The organism is Veillonella sp. 3_1_44 (assembly GCF_000163715.1).
In the GTDB taxonomy this organism is placed as follows: domain Bacteria; phylum Bacillota; class Negativicutes; order Veillonellales; family Veillonellaceae; genus Veillonella; species Veillonella parvula_A.
In genome coordinates this window covers 29,319-49,685 of sequence record NZ_GG770200.1, presented here as the reverse complement: position 1 = coordinate 49,685, position 20,367 = coordinate 29,319, and the positions used below count along the sequence as shown (strand labels likewise).

Below are 20,367 nucleotides of genomic sequence, written 5' to 3'. Positions count from 1 at the left end.
AAATTGTATTCTAGCATTTTATATGTATACATTGCATTCTATATGCATTGACAAGCCTCTATATATTTATATAAAATAGAAATAATTTCATGTTTTGTTCATGATAAAAGCATGAGTCATCGGCGAGTGTAATCGTGTGTAATGACGTATTAAGTACATAATTAAATAAATAATTATGTGCGTAATGAAAAGTGTGTTTGTACGTAAGAGTGTGTAATGAAATATATAATCGTGTTGATGAGTGCCCTTTATATGTTTGTCATGCCTGTATCGGGGGAGCAGGTAAGTAAAGCAGAGCAGCCTATACAGGGGACTAGGGTAAAACAAGTTCATAGTGAAAGTACGGTCGCCTTATCTGACGACTCAGATACATTCCATGTTAATTCGTCTCATACTCCAGATCATGTCATCGGTCAGGGCGGATTGGAGATGCCGGACTCCACAGATAAAAAGACGACTCGTTATTCCGATACGGATGCAGTCAACTCTGCGTTGCAGGCGGTGGTTATGACTGGTGTTCATTCCGCAATGCACGGATCGAAGGCAAAACCGTGGATGCAGAGAACCGTCGTGTCATTGCGCTTTCAGAAAAACTGGAAGCCCTTGTACGGTGTGGAAACATTGCAACCACTAGGTTACTATGATGAGACATCTCGTCATGTGTGGTTTACACAGGAGAGGTTGGCGAATGCAGCGGATACAGGAACGACGGCGAATGTGGGTATCGGCTATCGCCGAATCGCAGCGAACGATGACCATTATTACGGTGGTAATCTGTTTTATGACCATCGGTTCAGAGGTAATCACAGTCGCATGAGTGTCGGGCTGGAGTATGTATCGGGTATCGGTGCATTTCGCATGAACTGGTATCGCGGTGTGTCCAGCGAGCGTTCCCTTGACGGTGCGACACGCTTGGAGAGCGTGTCTAACGGATATACTGCGGAATATGGGACTAGCTTTAAGAATGCCCGTTGGGCGCGCGTGTACATGGAAGCCTATCGTTGGCAGTTGCGGCGTAGTGAGGATAAGCATGGCTTGCGTATCGGTACGGAGTTGCAGCTCACGCCGAGGATTTCCGTGGACATGGGATATAATAAGCCCGAGCATGAGCATGGCAGTCCGTACGGAAAAATCATGTTCCGTCTAGCCGGGGTTGATACGGCATGGTTTGGTGGTAACCATCGATCGGATGCAAAAGCATCGGTTCGTGCGAATATGCTAGAAAATGTGCGCCGCCAACATACGGTGCATGTTGATTGATAGATTGAGATATATATATATTTATTATTTTGATAAAAGTAACATAAGAATCCATATTTATTTTTTAGATAAAAGCAACATAGAGAACTGTTTTATCGTATTAGATGATTGTCATCTGATATGAAAAGACAGTTCCTTTTTTTATACATTAATTCATAAAAATTTATTTTGTTTACAAAATAGAAAAAGAGTGGCACAATATTCATGAATCTATAATGAAGAATAAGTTACACGTGGAATTCATTAGGGAATGGAGAGGATAAAATGAGCAAGCGTAAACTTATATTATCTGTATTGATTAATGGTGTGTTGTTATCGAGCCTATATGTGGCCGGAGCGGTGGATATGACACTGGGCAGCGGGAACGGTGTAGCTATTGGCACGGGCAGTAGTGCACCGAAGGCGGAAAACGTAGCCGTTGGCAAAGGTGCTAGTATTTCTTATTCGAACGGTGCTAGTGAGGCTACAGGTGATGTAGCTATCGGCAATGGAGCAGGTATTAATAACTATGCTAGCCAGGGCGGTAGTATAGCTATCGGTAAAAATGCAAAGGTTGAAAATATGGCCGGTGGTGGAGAGGCTAGTTTTGCGTTGGGGCAAACGACCTATAGCTGGAATCTGTTTTCTTCTGCTAGAATCCCTGCGGATCCTACAAAGGTAGTAGGTAGTGTCGCTATCGGTGACAATACATTTGCTCGTACCGGCAGTACCATGATTGGATCTCATAATTATAAAGGGGAACTTGGTGATACTACTGTAGATAGTGCGTCCACAAGAAAAGATGCATTAAACGTATATGCTACAACAATTGGTGCTAATAGCTTTAGTAATGGGGCTTTCACTACAAGTACAGGCGTATATAATATTATCTCTAGCGAATATAATGGCGGCCGGCTGGCAAATCCTTTAAAGAATTTCGGTGCCACCATTAATGGTGCATTGAATAGTGTTGAGTCAAAAACGGGTAGCTATTATTCGGGTGTTGCAAATAGTATCGTTGGTATTGCTAATCGGACCTTTAACTCCAATGGGTCTCTCGTATTTGGTGCTGGCAATGAAATAACGAATTCTGTAACTCGTATCTCAGCGCCAAGTTCGGGAGGTAATTCCGCTAAGGAATTAGCTGAGACATTACGTTCCGCTGTCAAAAATTCTAACGGTGGCGGTTCTACTATGGCATTTGGTAGCGGTAATAAGGCGGATTATACACTTCGCTCTGCACTTATGGGTGTCAATAATACATTGACCGGCTCTCAAGGCAAAGAAAGTGAGAATACCATGTTGACGGGCTTTCACAATACGGCGGATAAGGTGTCCAATACGACCGTAATAGGGTCTGAAAATACGGTGACTAATTCTAAGAACAGTCTTGTGATGGGGGATAATCGTGAGGTAAAAGATGTCAATCATGCGGTTCTTATCGGTTCTACAGACAGCAAGACTACGACATCTGTTAATAATGCGGTCGCTGTCGGACATAATACGAATGTAACCGTAGAGGGCGGCGTTGCATTGGGCAGTGAATCGAAGGCTACTGTGGCAGCTGGATCCGTTGGGTATGATCCGAGTACAAAGGCACAGTCCACGAATACGGATTCTACGTGGAAGGCGACTAAATCGGCCGTATCTGTCGGTGATGCAAATAACAATATTACGCGTCAGATTACATCCGTAGCAGCCGGCACAAAGGATACGGATGCGGTGAATGTGGCACAGCTCAAAAAGTTGCAAAATCAAGTGAATGCGAACGGCTCCACTACCGTCAGTGCAGGTAAACATATTAATGTGACAACTACGACGAACGGAACTACTAAAGATTATAAGGTAAGTCTATCTGATGATATAACGAATCAGATTACAAATAACACGACAAACATTAACAATATACAAGGTGATGTGACCAATATTAAAAAGAATGTAACCAATATTCAGGGTGACATTACTAATATCAAGCAGGATGTAACGAATATGGGGCGGAATGTAGCTCGCCTCGATAAAAAGGTTAACAAATCTGTGGCCGGAGCGGCTGCACTTGCCGCCTTGCATCCGTTGGATTTCGATCCTGATGCAAAATGGGACTTTGCTGCTGGTTATGGCCACTATCATGACGGCAACGCCGCTGCATTGGGGGCTTTTTACAGACCGAATGAGGACTTGCAGTTTAGCGTAGGATCTACTGTTGGTAATGGCGAAACCGTTGTAAATGCAGGTATGTCTGTGAAAGTAGGTGCTCACAGTAATGTATCCCGTTCTCGTGTAGCTATCGGTAAGGAAGTTTTGGAACTTAAGAAAACTGTAGCGGTACAAAATGCGCAGATTCAAAAGTTGACTGCTCTTTTGAATGGCCTGGCTGGAACAAATATGAAAGCAGACCACAGCACATTATTCCCTGATGTGCCGAATAATCACTGGGCATATGCGGCGGTTAGCGATCTATCTCGACGGGGTCTTGTGGAAGGCTATCCTGATGGTACATTCGGAGGGGATCGTATGTTGACCCGTTATGAATTTGCTCAAATTGTGTACCGAGCTATTCAAAACGGTGTTGCTGTCGATGATCGACTTGTATCTGAATTTGGTCCTGAAATGGCGTTATTCCGTGTGGATACTATTGCCAAGAACCATGAAGGACAACCGACTATTGAACGTGTAAGGGTTAATAAAAAATAGAATATATATATGATTTATATTGTGAAAGCCGAGGCTCTAGGGCCTCGGCTTTTTCGTGTACCTGTAGGTGATAATTTTTCTGTATATAAAATTATCTTATCTATGAAAGTACTAAACTGAAAAGTCTAAAAATATGAAATTGATTACGTAATTACAATAATCGTTATATTCCGATATGTGGATTTATCGTAAATTTTAATAGGAAAGATGAAGATTTTATTTCTTAAAATTAAAAAGTATTAAAATAGAAATAAATAAATGACAAAAATGAAGAAAAGATGAAAAAGTTGTTTACAAGATAGAAATTTTTTGATATTGTATTGCCGTGGATGAGTATATGATGAAGAATCATGAATAATTATAGTATTCAGATCGTAATTTGGAATACTAATATTTGGTGTAAGAAGTGTAGATGATAATTAATCTTTATACTTCTTCTTTTTATTATCTTTGCAATATTATGCAACACAAGTGGTGTGTTTTACTGAGTTTTCGGTAAGAAAGGATAATCATGAATCGAATTTATAATGTTATTTGGAGTAAAACAAAAAAATGCTACGTTGTAGTATCTGAAATTGTAAAAACAGGTGGCGGTAAGGTGAAATCCGTACAAAACGGTACAACCTGGGCACGCATGAGTGCGATTATGGCGGTGGCTGCATTATTAATGGGTGGTAATATTACTACAGTTAATGCTGCTACATATACTGCTATGACGATTAATGATGTAAATGGCGCTGGTTATGCTACTGGTAATGTAGTTTATAGTGAAGGTAGTTATTTATACAATTATCAAAACCCTGGGAACCTGACACCATTTGATAACAGTCATTTGTACAATGGTACAGATAGAGGTAACTATACAGAAAATAGTTTTGCTGGCATTGCTATCGGTAAAAATACAAATATTCAGGAAACTGGTAATCCAACTTATTATTCCGGTTTAGCTATCGGTAACTATGCTCAGGCCACAGGTGGTATTTCTTTTGCTTTAGGTCATTATGCTCAGGCTTTATCACCATCTGCTATGGCTCTTGGTACAGCTACAAAGGCGAGCGGATTTAACTCTTTGGCTATGATGCGTCAATCCGCTGCAGAAGGTGAGTTCTCCACAGCATTGGGTACTGCATCCTGGGCAAAGGGTAATGGTAGTTTTGCCATGGGTTACTCCGCTACAGCAAAAGCGGATCAATCCATTGCAATCGGTGCGGCAGAAACTATAAAATTACCTGGTCAACAACATGGTACTCCAAGTGCTAAATATAATGGCGATGGTAATACCGTAACAGAAGGGGCTCGTTCTCTTGCTTTCGGTACAAAAGCTCGTACTGCAGTTGGTGCAGATGATTCTATGGCATTCGGTTCTTCATCCAGTACTGGTGGCGCTAATGCGGTAGCTATGGGTTATAGTGCTAATGCTAGTGCAGAGAATGCCTTTGCTATCGGTAATACGGCGCAATCATCCGCACAAAATGCGGTAGCGATGGGTAAAAGTGCAAATGCAAGTGGTGTAAGCAGCTTTGCCATGGGTAGTAGCTCTAATGCTGCTGGTGCTGATGCTATCGCTATGGGTAGTTCTTCCCAAGCCAAATTATCCAACTCTATCGCATTAGGTGGTAATGCAAAATCCTTGGGTGCTGATGCGCTTGCACTTGGCGGTGCGGCTAATGCATCTAAAGATGGTGCCATTGCAATCGGTAAAGAAGCGAAAGCAAACAATACTAATACGACAGCTATCGGTCTTGGTGCTACTGTTACAGGTACTAACTCCATGGCTATCGGTACAAATGCTGTTGCAGAATCCAATAATTCCTTGGCATTGGGTACTGGTACGGAAGTAAGAGGTGCCTTGGTTAATGGATACTCTGCTTTCACTAATCAACAAAACAACAATGTTGCAAACGGTGTTGTTGCGGTAGGTAACGTAGGTTCTGAACGCCGTATCATCAACGTAGCAGGTGGTGAAAACGATACTGACGCAACAAATGTAAAACAATTAAAATTTGTAAACAGTAACTTGGCAAAATCCATCGCAGGTCCTACATATACGGGCTATGAAGCGAATGGTTCTACATATAAAGCGCCTGATTTCAATATCAAGAACAGCACGTATCATACGGTAAAAGAAGCTGTTGAAGCGGCGCAAACGAATTTCTTCAGTGCTAAAGGCACATCTGCCGATGCGAACTACGATAACACAGGTGCTACAGGCAATAATGCGACAGCAGCTGGTGTACGTACTTCCGCAGCAGGTAATTTCGCGACAGCTGTCGGTGCTGATGCGACTGCAGCTAATACGAACAGTACGGCTATCGGTTATAAAGCTAAATCCAGTGTAGATGATGGCGTTGCATTGGGTGCAAACTCCGTTGCTTCCGTTGCAGCAGGTACAGCAGGCTATAATGTGAAAACTGCAGACAGCCGTACAAACGGCTATAGCGGATTGACAGGCGCTGCGTTGACTTCCACTATGGGTGCGGTGTCCGTAGGTGACGGCGGTACAAAAACTCGTCAAATCACTAATGTGGCTGCAGGTACAGCTGATACTGACGCTGTTAACGTGGCACAATTGCGCAATGTTAATTTGAAAGTAGCTGGTAACACTGGCAAAAATGACGTTTTATTGGATAACCAAACATTGACTGTAAAAGGCGATGGTTCTTATGTTACGACATCTGTTAACAACCAAACAATCGATGTAGCGTTGACTGATGCTACTAAGAATAAAATCGACAATGCGGCAAATAAAGACTTGTCCAATATTACAGACGGCGGTAAATCCGTTATTCGTGATGAAGCACAAAAAGCCGTAAAAGTTGTAGCTGGTAAAAATACAACGATTACAGAAGGTACTGACGGTACATATAAAACATATAAAGTTGACGTAGATGCTCCTGACTATCAATTAGTTGAAAATAGCAGTGCTGCTGATAAAGCATACACTGTATCTGGCAATAAAGTTGACTTAACTGTACAAGATGCTAAAAACCCTGCGAATAAGAAAACTGTAACTATCAAGGATATCGCATCTAAAACAGAACTTGATACTACAAAAACAGAGCTTATTAATAAAGGTCTTAAATTCGACGCTGATAATGGCGGCGAAAAAACAAATAAATTAGGCTCCAAGGTAACAGTAGCTGGTGATGGTACTAACATCAACACTACAATTACACAAACTGGCGACGATACAACGATTAAGGTTGCATTGGGTCAAGATATCAATGTTAATACGGTAACTGCTACAAGAACTGTAAAAGCTGGTACTGCTACTATGGGTACCCAATCTGTAACAGATAACAAAAGTGCTGCTCAGAACGGTAACTTTGTATCCGGTTTGGACAATAAAAATTGGACATTAACTGATCCTGCCTATGTATCTGGCCGTGCGGCAACAGAAGATCAACTTAAGATTGTTAGTGATGCTGTGAAAGCGGCTAACGCAAGTGCTTCTGATTATCGTTTAATCACTAATCCGAACAATGCGGCAGATGGTTCTTATAAGGTTGATAACAATAAAGTTGATTTACAAGTGAAGGACGATAAATCCGGTACAGTTAATACTGTGACAATTAAGGATATTGCGTCTAAAACAGAACTTGATAAAGTAAAAGATCGTTCTGTGAAATACGATGGTAACACAGGTCATGACACAGTAACATTAGAAGGGGCTAACGGTACAAAAATCACTAACTTGAAGGACGGTAACGTAGCAGCTGGTTCTAAAGATGCTGTCAACGGCGGTCAATTACATCAAGTTAAGCAAGATCTTGGTGACCAAATCACAAATACTAAGAATGAATTAAACAATAAGATTGATACAACTAAACAAGATCTTATTGATAAAGGTTTGAAATTCGACGCTAATACAGGTGGTGAAAAAACAAATAAATTGGGCTCCAAAGTAGCAGTTAAAGGGGATAACTCTAATATCATTACGGAAATCTCTCAAGATGCTAACGGCGATAGCACAATTGATGTGAAACTTGGTAAAGACCTTACAGTAGAAACGATTACTGCTACTGGTACAAACGGTAAGGACGGTAAAATCGGCATTAACGGTAAAGACGGTGTAACAACTAACATTTCCGTTACTCGTGACGGTCAACCTGGTGTAGACGGCGCTCCTGGCACGACTACAACTCGTATTATGTACCAAAAACCTGACGGCACGAACGAAGAAGTGGCAACTTTGAACGACGGTCTTAAATTCAAAGGCGACATGGGTGCTACATCTAATGTTAAACTTAACAAACAAGTGGACATCACAGGTGGCGTAACAAGCGCTTCTGATCTTGCTACAGGCAATAATATCGGTGTTACTTCTGTGGCTGTTGGTGCTGATGGCAATGCAAAATTACAATTGCAATTGGCGAAAAACTTGACAGGCTTGCAATCTGTAACGGCATCCGACACTGTGAAAGCAGGTACTGCCACTGTAGGTAATCATACGGTAGCAGATAACAAAGGTGCTAACCAAACTGGTAACTTTGTAACAGGTTTAGATAATACATCTTGGAATATTGCAGATCCTGTATATGTACCAAACCGTGCGGCTACTGAAGAACAGTTGAAAACGGTTAGCGATGCTATTAATAAAGCTAATGCAAGTGCTACAGATTACCGCTTAATTGCTAATCCGAACAACGCGGCAGACGGTTCCTATAAGGTTGAAAACAATCAAGTAGATTTGAAAGTAAAAGACGAAAAATCTAAAGACGTTAAAACTGTAACGATTAAGGATATTGCGTCCAAAACTGAACTAGATAATGTAAAAGATCGTTCCGTAAAATATGACGGTAACACAGGCCATGACACAGTAACATTGGAAGGTCCTAACGGTACAAAAATTACTAACTTGAAAGATGGTAACGTAGCGGCTGGTTCTAAAGATGCTGTAAACGGCGGTCAATTACATCAAGTAAAACAAGACCTTGGCGATCAAATTACTAATACCAAGAATGACTTGATTAACACAGGTCTCAAATTCGATGCCAATGTAGGTGGCGTAAAAACTAATAAATTAGGATCTACAGTGACTATTCAAGGTGAAGGCACTGCAGCTGACGCTGATTACAGTGGTGAAAACCTCAAAACTTTCATCAAACAAGATGCGGTGACAGGCAATACGACTATCGACGTGAAGATGAATAAAAACCTTAAAGCTGAATCTGTGAAGGTTGGCAAAAATGGTAAGGACGGCGTATCCATTACTGGTCCTGACACAGCGAATGGCACAGATGGCAAGGTAGCTGTTACTGATAAAAACGGTAAAGAAGCAGTTTCTATTTCCGGTAAGGACGGCGTAGGCCACATTGGCTTAACTGGCCCTGCTGGAACGAACGGCGTGAACGGTACTAATGGTATCGACTTATCCGTAAAACCTGGTTACAATGATCCTGCTACCGGTGTTAAAGGCGAAAAAGGTGTAGACGGTACAAACGGTCTTACTCGTATCGTATACACTGACGGCAACGGTGAGCACCAAGTTGCGACTATGGAAGACGGTTTACAATTCACTGGTAACAACACTGGTACCGTGAATAAACAAAAATTGAACTCCTTGGTGAAAGTACAAGGTGAAGGTGTAACTGAAGCTGAGTCTACTACATTCAAGAGCGCATCCGGCAACATCAACGTAAAAGCTGATGGCACTGACAAATTAGAACTTCAATTGGCGAAAGACCTTAAAAATCTTGATTCTGTAACGGCGGCTAAGACTGTGAAAGCAGGCGACGCTACTATGGGTGGTCAAACTGTTAACAACGCAGCTGGCGACAGCGAAACAGGCAATTATGTAACAGGTCTTGATAATAAAGATTGGGATGCAGATAAGATTGTATCCGGTCGTGCCGCAACAGAAGATCAATTGAAAAAAGCGTTGGATGCTCAAAGTGCTAACTCCACTGATTATCGTTTGATTAAAAATCAAGCGGCAGGCTCTAATGGTGACTATACCGTGGATGCGAATGGCGATGTAGCCTTGACTGTACAGGATAAGAATCATCCAGATAAAACAGAAACCGTTACAATCAAAGACATTGCTTCTAAATCCAAACTTGATAAATTGGATGACCGCGCTGTTAAGTATGATTTGGATCCTACAGGTAACCTTGATAAATCCAAGGTAACTTACGAAGGTCCTGCATATAACAACAAACAAGGTGGCACTCACGTAACGAATGTGGCATATGTTACAGGCAACGATGGCAGCGAAGCGGTTAATGTGGACTACTTGAATGACAAAATCAAAGATAGTGCGGATGCATTGACTAATAAAGGTTTGAAATTCGATGCTAACCAAGGCGGCGAAAAAACTAACAAGCTTGGCTCCAAAGTGACTATTAAAGGTGAAGGCACTGCAGCTGACGATGATTACAGCGGTGAAAACCTTAAAACTTTCATCACACAAGATCCAGCATCTGGTGATACAACTATCAATGTGAAGATGAATAAAAACCTTAAAGCTGAATCCGTGAAGGTTGGCAAAGATGGTAAGGATGGCGTGTCCATTACAGGTCCTGACAACGGTACAGACGGCAAGGTAGCTGTTACTGGTAAGGATGGCAAAGAAGCTGTATCTATTTCTGGTAAAGACGGCGTAGGTCACATCGGACTCAACGGTAAAGACGGCCGTAGCGCTGATATTTTTGTTGAAAAAGGTGATCCGGACCTCAACGGTAACGAAATCACTCGTATTAAATACACTGATGAAAATGGTAAGACACATCAAGTGGCAACCAAGGATGATGGTATGGCATACGGTGGTGACTCCGGTAATGTGATTAAGAAAAAACTTAATGAACAATTGGACATTAAGGGCGGCGTAACAAACGAAGCTGATTTGACTGAAAACAATATTGGCGTTATCAGCAAAAATAATATCCTCAATGTTCGTTTGGCAAAAGACCTTAAAGACTTGAACTCCATTACTTTCAACAACGGAGCTAACGGTGCAAACGGTAAAACCGTTGTAAACGGCGCAGGCATGACTATCAATGATGCAGCAGGTAATCCATTGACAGCTGTTACAAAAGACGGCGTGAAGATTACTGATGGTCCATCCATGACGAAAGATGGCATCGATGCAGCTGGTAATAAAATTACAAACGTTCAAGACGGTAATGTTGCAAAAGATAGCAAAGACGCTGTAAACGGTGGCCAATTGCATGATGCTGTTGAAAGCCTTAAATCCAAAGGCTTCGGTCTAGAAGCAGAAGACGGCCAATCTGTGAAAAAAGCTCTTGGTGAAACTGTTAAAGTTAAAGGTGATGACACGAATATCAAAACATCCGTAGACGACGGCGCTGTTAAGGTAGAATTGAAAAAAGACATCACTGTAGACACTGTAACAGCTACCACTGTAACAACAGGCGACACTAAGATGGATACAAACGGCGTTACTATCAAGGACGGCGCTAATGAAGCAACTAAGTTGACTAAAGACGGCTTGCAAATCAATGATGGTGGTAATAAAGCTGTTACTATCAACAAAGATGGCTTAACAATCGAAAACGGTCCTAAGGTAACAAAAGACGGTATCGATGCGGCTGATAAGAAGATCACTAATGTAGCTGATGGTACTATTGGCGCTGGTAGCAAGGACGCTGTAAACGGCGGTCAATTGCATACAGCTATTGAAGACATCAAATCCACAGGCTTCGGTCTTAAAGCAGAAGACGGTAACTCCGTGAAGAAACCTCTTGGCGAAACAATTGACCTAAAAGGTGACGGTAATATCAAAACTTCTGTTGATAACGGTGCTATCAAGATGGCCTTGAACGATAAGATCACTCTTGGTCAAGACCCAGCAAAACAAGTTAAGATTGACGGTTCCGAAGGTACTGTTACAGCCGGCAATGGCGATAAAGAAGTTAAGTTGGATGGCTCTGCAGGAACGATTACAGCCGGTAAAGGTGATAATCAAGTTAAAATCGACGGCAACAACGGTTCTGTAACGGCAAATACTGTGAAAGCCGGTGACGTAGTTGTAGGTAAGCAAACTTCCGACGGTAAAGAAGGCAACTTCGTAACAGGTTTGGATAACAAAACTTGGGATCCTGAAAACCCTGTAGCTGTTCCTGGTCGTGCGGCGACAGAAGATCAATTGAAAGCTGTTAATGATGACTTCAACAACAAGGCTAGAACAGGCCGTGTATTCCAAGGTGACCAACTTGGCGATAGCGGTAAAGTGGTTCGTGGATTGGGAGATACTATGAACCTTACTGGTGGTGCTGATGTGAACCGTTTGGCAGATAATAATATCGGTGTTGTGAAAAACGCTGCTGGTGATGGCTATAACATCAAGTTGGCTAAAGACTTGAAAGGTCTTGAGTCCGTAACGACTACGGATGCTGCTGGTAATACAACTGTTATGAACGGTGGCGGTATGACAATTACACCTGCTCAAGGTAATGCTGTAAGTCTTACTAAAGACGGCCTCAATAACGGTGGTAATAGAATTACTAATGTAGGCCCTGGTGTAGATGGTACTGATGCGGTTAACGTAAATCAATTGAGCAGTGCTATGCGTAGCGTGGATGGTAAAATCGCTGATGTAGGTGCTACTAGTGCAGCTATTTCTGGCCTCAAACCATTACAATATGATCCATTGGAACCAACTCAAGTATTGGCTGCTGTAGGTCATTATAAAGGCAGCACCGCTGCAGCTGTAGGCGTGGCGCACTATACTAATGAATCTACAATGTTCCATATGGGCGTATCTCTTGGCGGTCATGACAACATGATTAATGCGGGCGTATCCTACAAATTCGGTACTTCCGATGCGAAGAAAGCGGTTCCTGCACGTTATAAGGCCGGCCCTATCAGCTCCGCGTATGTATTGCAGGATGAAGTGACTGCATTGAAAGCTGAAAATGAACGTATGAAACAACATGATCTAGAGTTAACTGCTAAATACGATCAAGTACAACGCGATAATGAAGAAATGAAAGCTCAAATCGCATTGTTGATGCAACAAGCAGGTCTTACAAAATAATCGAATCTGAATATTCGAGTTCTTAACCACTCATGTAAGGATTGTGAAAGCCGCCCTTTCCGGGGCGGCTCATCATAAGGAGGAAGTATGAAATTCAAAACATTTATGCCTGTATTGGCACTGGCTTATGTATGCGCGGTAGGTCAAGCGGATGCGGCTCAAGATCGATTGATGATGCCGGAACAACCAGCTGAACCATTAAACGTAATTGAAGCAGAAGTGGCCATTCCTGTACCTAGCGAAGAAGTTCGTGACGTAGTGAATGCTTTTACACAATTCCAATTGGATCAAAAAGGCAAATATATCATGGACGACTCTCGCGTTATGAAGGGGCAAGAACGGTACCGCAATAATGTATTGTATTATATGAACGTTCGTCGTAGCTGGTACATCGTGAGCCATCGTTATAAAAATGACAGCTATGCGCGCATGGCGTTAGATCGTTTGTACAACGATTACAAACAGTTCTTTACAGAACATGTGACTGTATCTGAAGATGCTAAATTGGACTATGCGCAACAAATCATCGATATCTTGGATCGCAATACGGCCAATGTACATGATGATGAATTGCGTTTCTACATGAATGAAATGGTGATCTTCAGCTTGAACGAAGCCATGAAAGACGGCAATAATCGTGTAAAACCTGTAGATGAAAAAGTAGCTCCTGCGATGGACGAACTTCACACAGTGGACCTTCGCAAAGCGATTAATGCACCTACAATTCAATAAAATCTAGAATATATCATATTACGAAAGCCGAGGCACAAACTGCCTCGGCTTTTGTCATACATAGACTAAATCTTTTGTATGTGAATATGTAAATTTAATTCCATAAATATATAGAAAAGATGAAGAATTTCTATCTTATTTTTTAAATCTATTAAATAAACTATAAAAATGAATGAAACATGAAAAAGTTGTTTACAATATTGAATATTTTTGATATAGTAGTCGCTAGAGTGAGTATCTTATAGGAAAAGATATACGTAATAGTACTTAAACTATAGTATTGAGTACTATTGTTTTATGTTAGAAGTGTAGATGATTTTTTATATCTATTACTTCTTCTTTTATTTTACTTTTTTATATGAGGCTATAAACATAATGCGTAATCGGCAAGTCCGGTAGTTCGGTGAGAAAGGAATAACATGAATCGAATTTATAATGTAATTTGGAGTAAAGCTAAAAATTGCTACGTTGTAGTATCTGAGTTAGTTAAGAGCGGTGGCGGTAAAGCTAGTGTGAATTCTGCAAGAACGAGCATTACTTTTCGTGCGGCTTTATGCGCGTTTGCTATTACGGGTTGTTTAGTATCGGGAATTGCAGAAGCAAATGTAGTACAAGGCCCTGGCGCTGCTGCTACTGGTAGCAATAGCGTGGCAGTCGGCGATAATGCAAAATCCGCAGGTGCTAAGTCTGTGGCGATAGGTAATGACGCGGCTACATTAGCAACAAGTGAAAATGGTATTGCCATCGGTAATGGTGCGAAGGCTGAAGGTCAACAACGAGTGAAGGTTCCATATCCTGCGGGTACTATTGCTATCGGTCAAGGGTCTGTGGCAAAGGAAAATGGTGATATTGTAATAGGTCGTCAAGCGAAGAGCACGATTTCCAAGTATCATCAACAACCTGGATCCGGTGCAGTTGTAATGGGTGCAGAAGCCGCTTCTTACGGTTCTCGTGGTGACGTGGTTATCGGTGCTGCAGCGGAAGCTAATATAATTAGAAAGAATGCTACTGTTGATGGTGACGGACAGCTGTTTTCACAATCTGTAGCTATCGGTAGCGTAGCGAAGGTATATGGCACACAATCTGTGGCTATCGGTGGTGATGTAAGATCTATTGGTCAGTCTTCTATCGCTATCGGCGGTGATGATATCGATCAGGCAAAGCCTGATTTATATAAGGCTATTCCTGATTTATCGGTGCCAGGTACGCAAAAAAACTTTAATCGTGAAGTGGCTGCATTATATCCAAGTGGATTGGGTACAGCAGGGCTTAATGATAGTAAGAACTATGTAAATACTGCTTCTATCGGAAATGCAAGCCTTGCTATTGGTATGATGACACAGTCTTTAGGCACGGGTTCTAATGCTATCGGTGCTAACTCCTTGTCAAAAGGTGTGGCTAGTTCCGCTATTGGTGCTATGGCTCGTAGCTGGGGGAATAACTCTCTTGCTATCGGTAGCCAAGCCGGTGCGTATGGTGAGAAATCCACATCCCTCGGCGATGCGAATATAGTAGGCTTTGATATGACGAATGCCACTCTATCTGGTTCCGCTGCAGGTGCTCTAGGTAGAGGCAATAAGGTGTATGGTAATAATGCATACGCTATCGGTAGTGAAAATACAGTAGGGACGGCTACTGTTACTGAAACTACAGAGTCTAATGGCGATAAAATTAAAAAGGTTACTGCTGGTACAGTTAAAGGTAATACAGCTGGTGCGTTCGGTTATAAGAATACCATTACAACAGATAATTCGTATGTAGTAGGTAGTAACTCGACTATTTCCGCAGATAATGGCATGGTTTTAGGTAACAGTGCTACTGTAACAGGGGCTAACGGTTTAGCTCTTGGTAATAATACAAAAGTAGCCAATGACAATGCCGTAGCCATCGGTAATGGCTCTGAAACAGCAGCGGCTGTGGCTACTTCTTCTGCCACAATCAATGGGGTAACTCATAACTTTGCAGGCACAAACCCTGCTTCCACAGTAAGCGTAGGTAAGGCAGGTATGGAACGGACTGTTACTAATGTAGCGGCCGGTCGTATTTCTGCTACATCCACTGATGCTATCAATGGTAGCCAATTGTTTGCAGTTAAAACGGAAGTAGAAAAAGGCGTATCCTATGCAGGCGATGTAAAAGCTGCGGCAGCTGCAGATAATAAATTCACGCGTAAACTAGGCGAACAAACTAATGTTGTGGGCGGCGTGACTGATGTAACTAAATTGACAGATAACAATATCGGTGTTGTTTCCAATGGCACTGATACGCTAAATATTAAATTGGCTAAAACATTGACTGGTTTGGACAGCGTTACAGCTGGCGGCACTACTATCAATAACGGCGGTTTGACCGTAGATGGTAAAAACTATGTATCTCCAAACGGTATCAATGCGAATAATCAAAAGATCACCAATGTAGCTGATGGGACTAACTCTAATGATGCGGTTAACTATGGTCAATTACAAAATGCGATTAACTCTATCGATAAAGCGCCTACTGTGAAAGCAAAAGATGCAAATGTAACTGTAACAGAAGGTACAAATGTAGCAGGTGGTAAGGAATATATTGTTGGATTAGGCAATACAATTAATGTTGGTACTGCACATCCTGTAACTGTAGATGGTAATGCAGGCCATGTTACAGGTCTTCAAAATACAGATTGGAATGTAGACAATCCTGTAGCTGTTCCTGGTCGCGCGGCTACAGAAGATCAGTTGAAAAAGGTTAACGATACAGTTAATACCAATAAGGATCAAATCAATAAAAATAAACAAGCTATCGCTGATAACAAACAAAATATCACAACAAATGCCGGTAATATTGCTAATAATACGCAAAATATCGCAAAGAACGCTGGCGATATAGTTACAATCAATAAAACTATTGAAAAAGGTTTGAACTTTGACGGTGACTCCGGTGCGACAATCAATAAGAAATTGGGTGATACTGTTGCCGTTAAAGGCGGTGCTACAGGCACATTGTCTGACAACAATATCGGTGTTGTATCCGATGGTACTGGTACATTGAATGTGAAATTGGCTAAGACATTGACAGGTTTGGATAGCGTTACAGCTGGTGATACTACCATCAATAACGGCGGTTTGACCGTAGGTGGTAAGAATTATGTATCTCCAAACGGTATCAATGCAAACGACCAAAAGGTAACGAATGTTGCTAACGGCGACGTGGCTCCAAACTCTAAAGATGCAGTTAACGGTGGTCAATTACATCAAGTTAAGCAAGATCTTGGTGACCAAATTACAAATGCCAAGAATGATTTAAATAATAAAATTGATAATACTAAAACTGACCTTATCAATAAAGGCCTTCGTTTTAACGCGGATAATGACGATGAAAAAACAAATAAATTAGGATCTAAAGTAACTGTAAACGGTGATGATAATATCACTACAGAAATTACTCAAACTGGTGATGATACTAAAATTGCTCTTAAATTAAACAAAAATCTTAATGTTACATCTGTTACGGCTACAGACACTGTGAAAGCAGGGGACGTAACAATGGGTAAACAAGCTGATGGTGCGAATCCTGGTAATACAGGCAACTATATTACAGGTCTTGATAATAAGACTTGGGATCCAGGTAATGTTGTATCTGGTCGTGCCGCAACAGAAGACCAATTGAAACAAGCTTTGGCAAATCAAACGGCAACAGGTCTTAAATTTGATGCCAATGTAGGCGGTGTACAAACTAGTAAATTAGGTTCTACAGTAATCGTACAAGGTGAAGGTAAAGCTGCTGATAGCGATTATAGCGGTGAAAATATCAAGACTTTCATCAAACAAGATGCAGCAACAGGCAACACGACCATTGACGTGAAGATGAGCAAAAATCTTAAAGCTGAATCTGTAAAAGTTGGCAAAGGTGATAATAAGGATGGTGTATCTATCACAGGTCCAGATGGTGCGAACGGCACAGATGGCAAGGTAGGCATTACTGGTAAAGACGGTAAAGAAGCTGTATCCATGTCCGGCAAAGACGGTGTAGGTCACATCGGTCTTAATGGTAAGGACGGCCGTAGTGCGGATATTACTGCTGAAAAAGGTGACCCTGATATTGAAGGCAACGAAATCACGCGTATTAAATACCAAGACGAAAATGGTAAAACACACCAAGTGGCAACCAAAGACGATGGTATGAAATACGGTGGCGATAGTGGTGCGGTGATCAACAAAAAGCTTAACGAACAAGTAAACGTAATCGGTGGCATTACTGATGCTAGCAAGTTGACTACTGAAGACAATTTAGGTGTCGTATCCGATGGTAGCAATAACCTCAAGGTTCGTATGGCAAAAGACTTAAAAGGTCTTGAAACAGTAACAACTAAAGATGCTGCAGGCAATACTACGGTTGTGAATGGCGGCGGCATGAAGATTACACCTGCTAGCGGTAACCCTGTGAGCCTAACTAAAGATGGTTTGGATAACGGTGGCAACAAGATTACTAATGTAGCTGCTGGTACAGCTCCAACTGATGCAGTTAATAAATCTCAACTAGATCAAGCTGCAGCTGCTGCGACTACGACGGTAACAGCGGGCGATAATATTAAGGTTACGCCAAGCGACAATCCGAATGGTTCCAAAAACTATGAAGTAAGTCTTAAAGACCAAGTAACATTGGGCTCCGATCCAAAGAAACAAATCGCTATCGATGGCAATACAGGAACAATCAAAGCTGGCGACAAGGTTGAAATCGACGGTGATAAAGGGACTATTAAAGTTGGTAAAGATGGTCAAGATGGCGTATCCATCACAGGCCCAGATGCGACGAATGGCACAGACGGCAAGGTAGGTATCGCTGGTAAAGACGGCAAAGATGCTGTATCCATGTCCGGCAAAGACGGTGTAGGTCACATCGGTCTTAATGGTAAGGACGGTCGCAGTGCTGATATCTCTGTTGAAAAAGGTGACCCTGATATCGAAGGCAACGAAATCACGCGTATTAAATACCAAGACGAAAATGGTAAAACCCACCAAGTGGCAACTAAAGACGATGGTATGAAATACGGTGGCGATAGCGGTGCGGTGATTAACAAAAAGCTTAATGAACAAGTAAACGTTATCGGCGGTATTACTGATGCTAGCAAGTTGACTACAGAAGATAATTTAGGTGTCGTATCCGACGGTACTGGTAATCTCAAGGTTCGTATGGCTAAAGACTTGAAAGGTCTTGAAACAGTAACCACTAAGGACGCTGCGGGCAACACCACAGTTGTGAACGGTGGAGGTGTAACAATTACACCTGCTAGCGGTAATGCTGTAAGCCTTACTAAAGATGGTCTCAACAACGGTGGTAATACAATTACCAATGTTGCGGCTGGTGTAAACGGCACTGATGCGGTTAACGTAAATCAATTAAAAGGTGCAACAGATAAGATGGCGAATGCAATCAATGCTGTAGCGGGCGAAACACAACGTGTAGGCGCACATGCAGCGGCTATGGCTGCGTTGAAACCAATTCAATACGATCCATTGGAGCCAACTCAAGTAATGGCTGGTGTTGGTAATTACAGAGGTGAAACTGCGGCGGCGTTAGGTGTTGCACATTACTCTGCAGAAGACACAATGTTCCATGTAGGCGTATCTGTTGGTGGTCATCATAATATGGTGAATGCTGGTGTAACTCACAAATTCGGTAACTCCGATGCGAAGAAAGCGATTCCAGAACGTTATAAAGGTGGCCCTATCAGCTCTGTTTATGTGTTGCAAGATGAGGTAATAGCATTGAAAGCTGAAAATGCACGCATGCAAGAAAGCCTTAACGAATTGTCTTCTGTGAAGGCTGATAATGCACGTATGCAACAACGTATTGATGAATTATCCTCTGTGAAGGAAGATAATGAACAAATGAAGGCTCAAATTGCATTGTTGATGCAACAAGCAGGGCTTACAAAGTAAATTTGACTTGATTAAATGGGTTATTTAGTATACTCTAGTCATGTAAGAATCATGTAAGGAATATGAAAGCCGCCCTTCGGGGGACGGCTCATCATTAGGAGGATTTATGAAATTCAAAACATTTATGCCTGTATTGGCACTTGCTTGTGTATGCGCGGTAGGTCAAGCGGATGCGGCTCAAGATCGATTGATGATGCCAGAACAACCGGCTGAACCATTAAACGTAATTGAAGCGGAAGTTGCAGTTCCTGTACCTAGCGAAGAAGTTCGCGACGTAGTGAATGCTTTTACACAATTCCAATTGGACCAAAAGGGTAAACGTATCATGGACGATTCTCGTGTTATGACCGGTCAAGAACGTTACCGTAATAATGTGTTGTACTACATGAACGTTCGTCGTAGCTGGTACATCGTGAGCCATCGTTATAAAAATGATAGCTATGGTCGTTTAGCGTTGGATCGTTTGTATAACGATTATAAACAGTTCTTTACAGAACATGCGACTGTATCTGAAGACGCTAAATTGGACTATGCGCAACAAATCATCGATATCTTGGATCGCAATACAGCCAATGTACATGATGATGAATTGCGTTTCTACATGAACGAAATGGTGATCTTCAGCTTGAACGAAGCTATGAAAGACGGCAATAATCGCGTGAAACCTGTGGATGAAAAAGCAGTTCCTGCGATGGACGAACTTCACACAGTGGATCTTCGTAAAGCGATTAATGCACCAACAATTCAATAATTTTAGATTATCCAATTATAAGAATTAAGTGTTGTTGT

The 20,367-nt window shown here is 41.8% G+C and carries 6 protein-coding genes; all 6 read left to right on the top strand.

Going from position 1 to position 20,367, the window contains the following annotated elements; genetic code table 11:
* Nucleotides 1-216 precede the first annotated feature (216 nt).
* The 6 genes from HMPREF0873_RS03970 (at nucleotide 217) to HMPREF0873_RS03945 (ending at nucleotide 20,329) form a co-directional block, all read left to right on the top strand.
* Complete coding sequence (locus tag HMPREF0873_RS03970) at nucleotides 217-1,260, top strand: inverse autotransporter beta-barrel domain-containing protein (protein ID WP_038125593.1); 1,044 nt, start codon at nucleotides 217-219, stop codon at nucleotides 1,258-1,260.
* A gap of 264 nt (nucleotides 1,261-1,524) precedes the next feature.
* Nucleotides 1,525-3,930: a YadA C-terminal domain-containing protein gene (locus tag HMPREF0873_RS03965; RefSeq protein WP_008714483.1), complete on the top strand. Its 2,406-nt coding sequence runs from the start codon at nucleotides 1,525-1,527 to the stop codon at nucleotides 3,928-3,930.
* 511 nt (nucleotides 3,931-4,441) lie between these two features.
* Nucleotides 4,442-12,928: a YadA-like family protein gene (locus tag HMPREF0873_RS03960; RefSeq protein WP_008714481.1), complete on the top strand. Its 8,487-nt coding sequence runs from the start codon at nucleotides 4,442-4,444 to the stop codon at nucleotides 12,926-12,928.
* A gap of 87 nt (nucleotides 12,929-13,015) precedes the next feature.
* Complete coding sequence (locus HMPREF0873_RS03955; protein ID WP_008714479.1) at nucleotides 13,016-13,660, top strand: hypothetical protein; 645 nt, start codon at nucleotides 13,016-13,018, stop codon at nucleotides 13,658-13,660.
* 419 nt (nucleotides 13,661-14,079) lie between these two features.
* A complete protein-coding gene (locus tag HMPREF0873_RS03950) occupies nucleotides 14,080-19,578 on the top strand; it encodes an ESPR-type extended signal peptide-containing protein (RefSeq protein WP_008714477.1) in 5,499 nt (1,832 codons plus the stop codon).
* A 106-nt stretch (nucleotides 19,579-19,684) separates the two neighbouring features.
* Nucleotides 19,685-20,329 carry a hypothetical protein gene (locus HMPREF0873_RS03945; RefSeq protein WP_008714476.1) on the top strand — a complete coding sequence of 215 codons (645 nt, stop codon included), beginning with the start codon at nucleotides 19,685-19,687 and terminating at the stop codon, nucleotides 20,327-20,329.
* Nucleotides 20,330-20,367 lie beyond the last annotated feature (38 nt).

Bases quoted from the DNA above. Each gene is read 5' to 3' on its own strand.
- HMPREF0873_RS03970 (WP_038125593.1), top strand. From the start codon at position 217: ATGAAATATATAATCGTGTTGATGAGTGCCCTTTATATGTTTGTCATG.
- HMPREF0873_RS03965 (WP_008714483.1), top strand. From the start codon at position 1,525: ATGAGCAAGCGTAAACTTATATTATCTGTATTGATTAATGGTGTGTTG.
- HMPREF0873_RS03960 (WP_008714481.1), top strand. From the start codon at position 4,442: ATGAATCGAATTTATAATGTTATTTGGAGTAAAACAAAAAAATGCTAC.
- HMPREF0873_RS03955 (WP_008714479.1), top strand. From the start codon at position 13,016: ATGAAATTCAAAACATTTATGCCTGTATTGGCACTGGCTTATGTATGC.
- HMPREF0873_RS03950 (WP_008714477.1), top strand. From the start codon at position 14,080: ATGAATCGAATTTATAATGTAATTTGGAGTAAAGCTAAAAATTGCTAC.
- HMPREF0873_RS03945 (WP_008714476.1), top strand. From the start codon at position 19,685: ATGAAATTCAAAACATTTATGCCTGTATTGGCACTTGCTTGTGTATGC.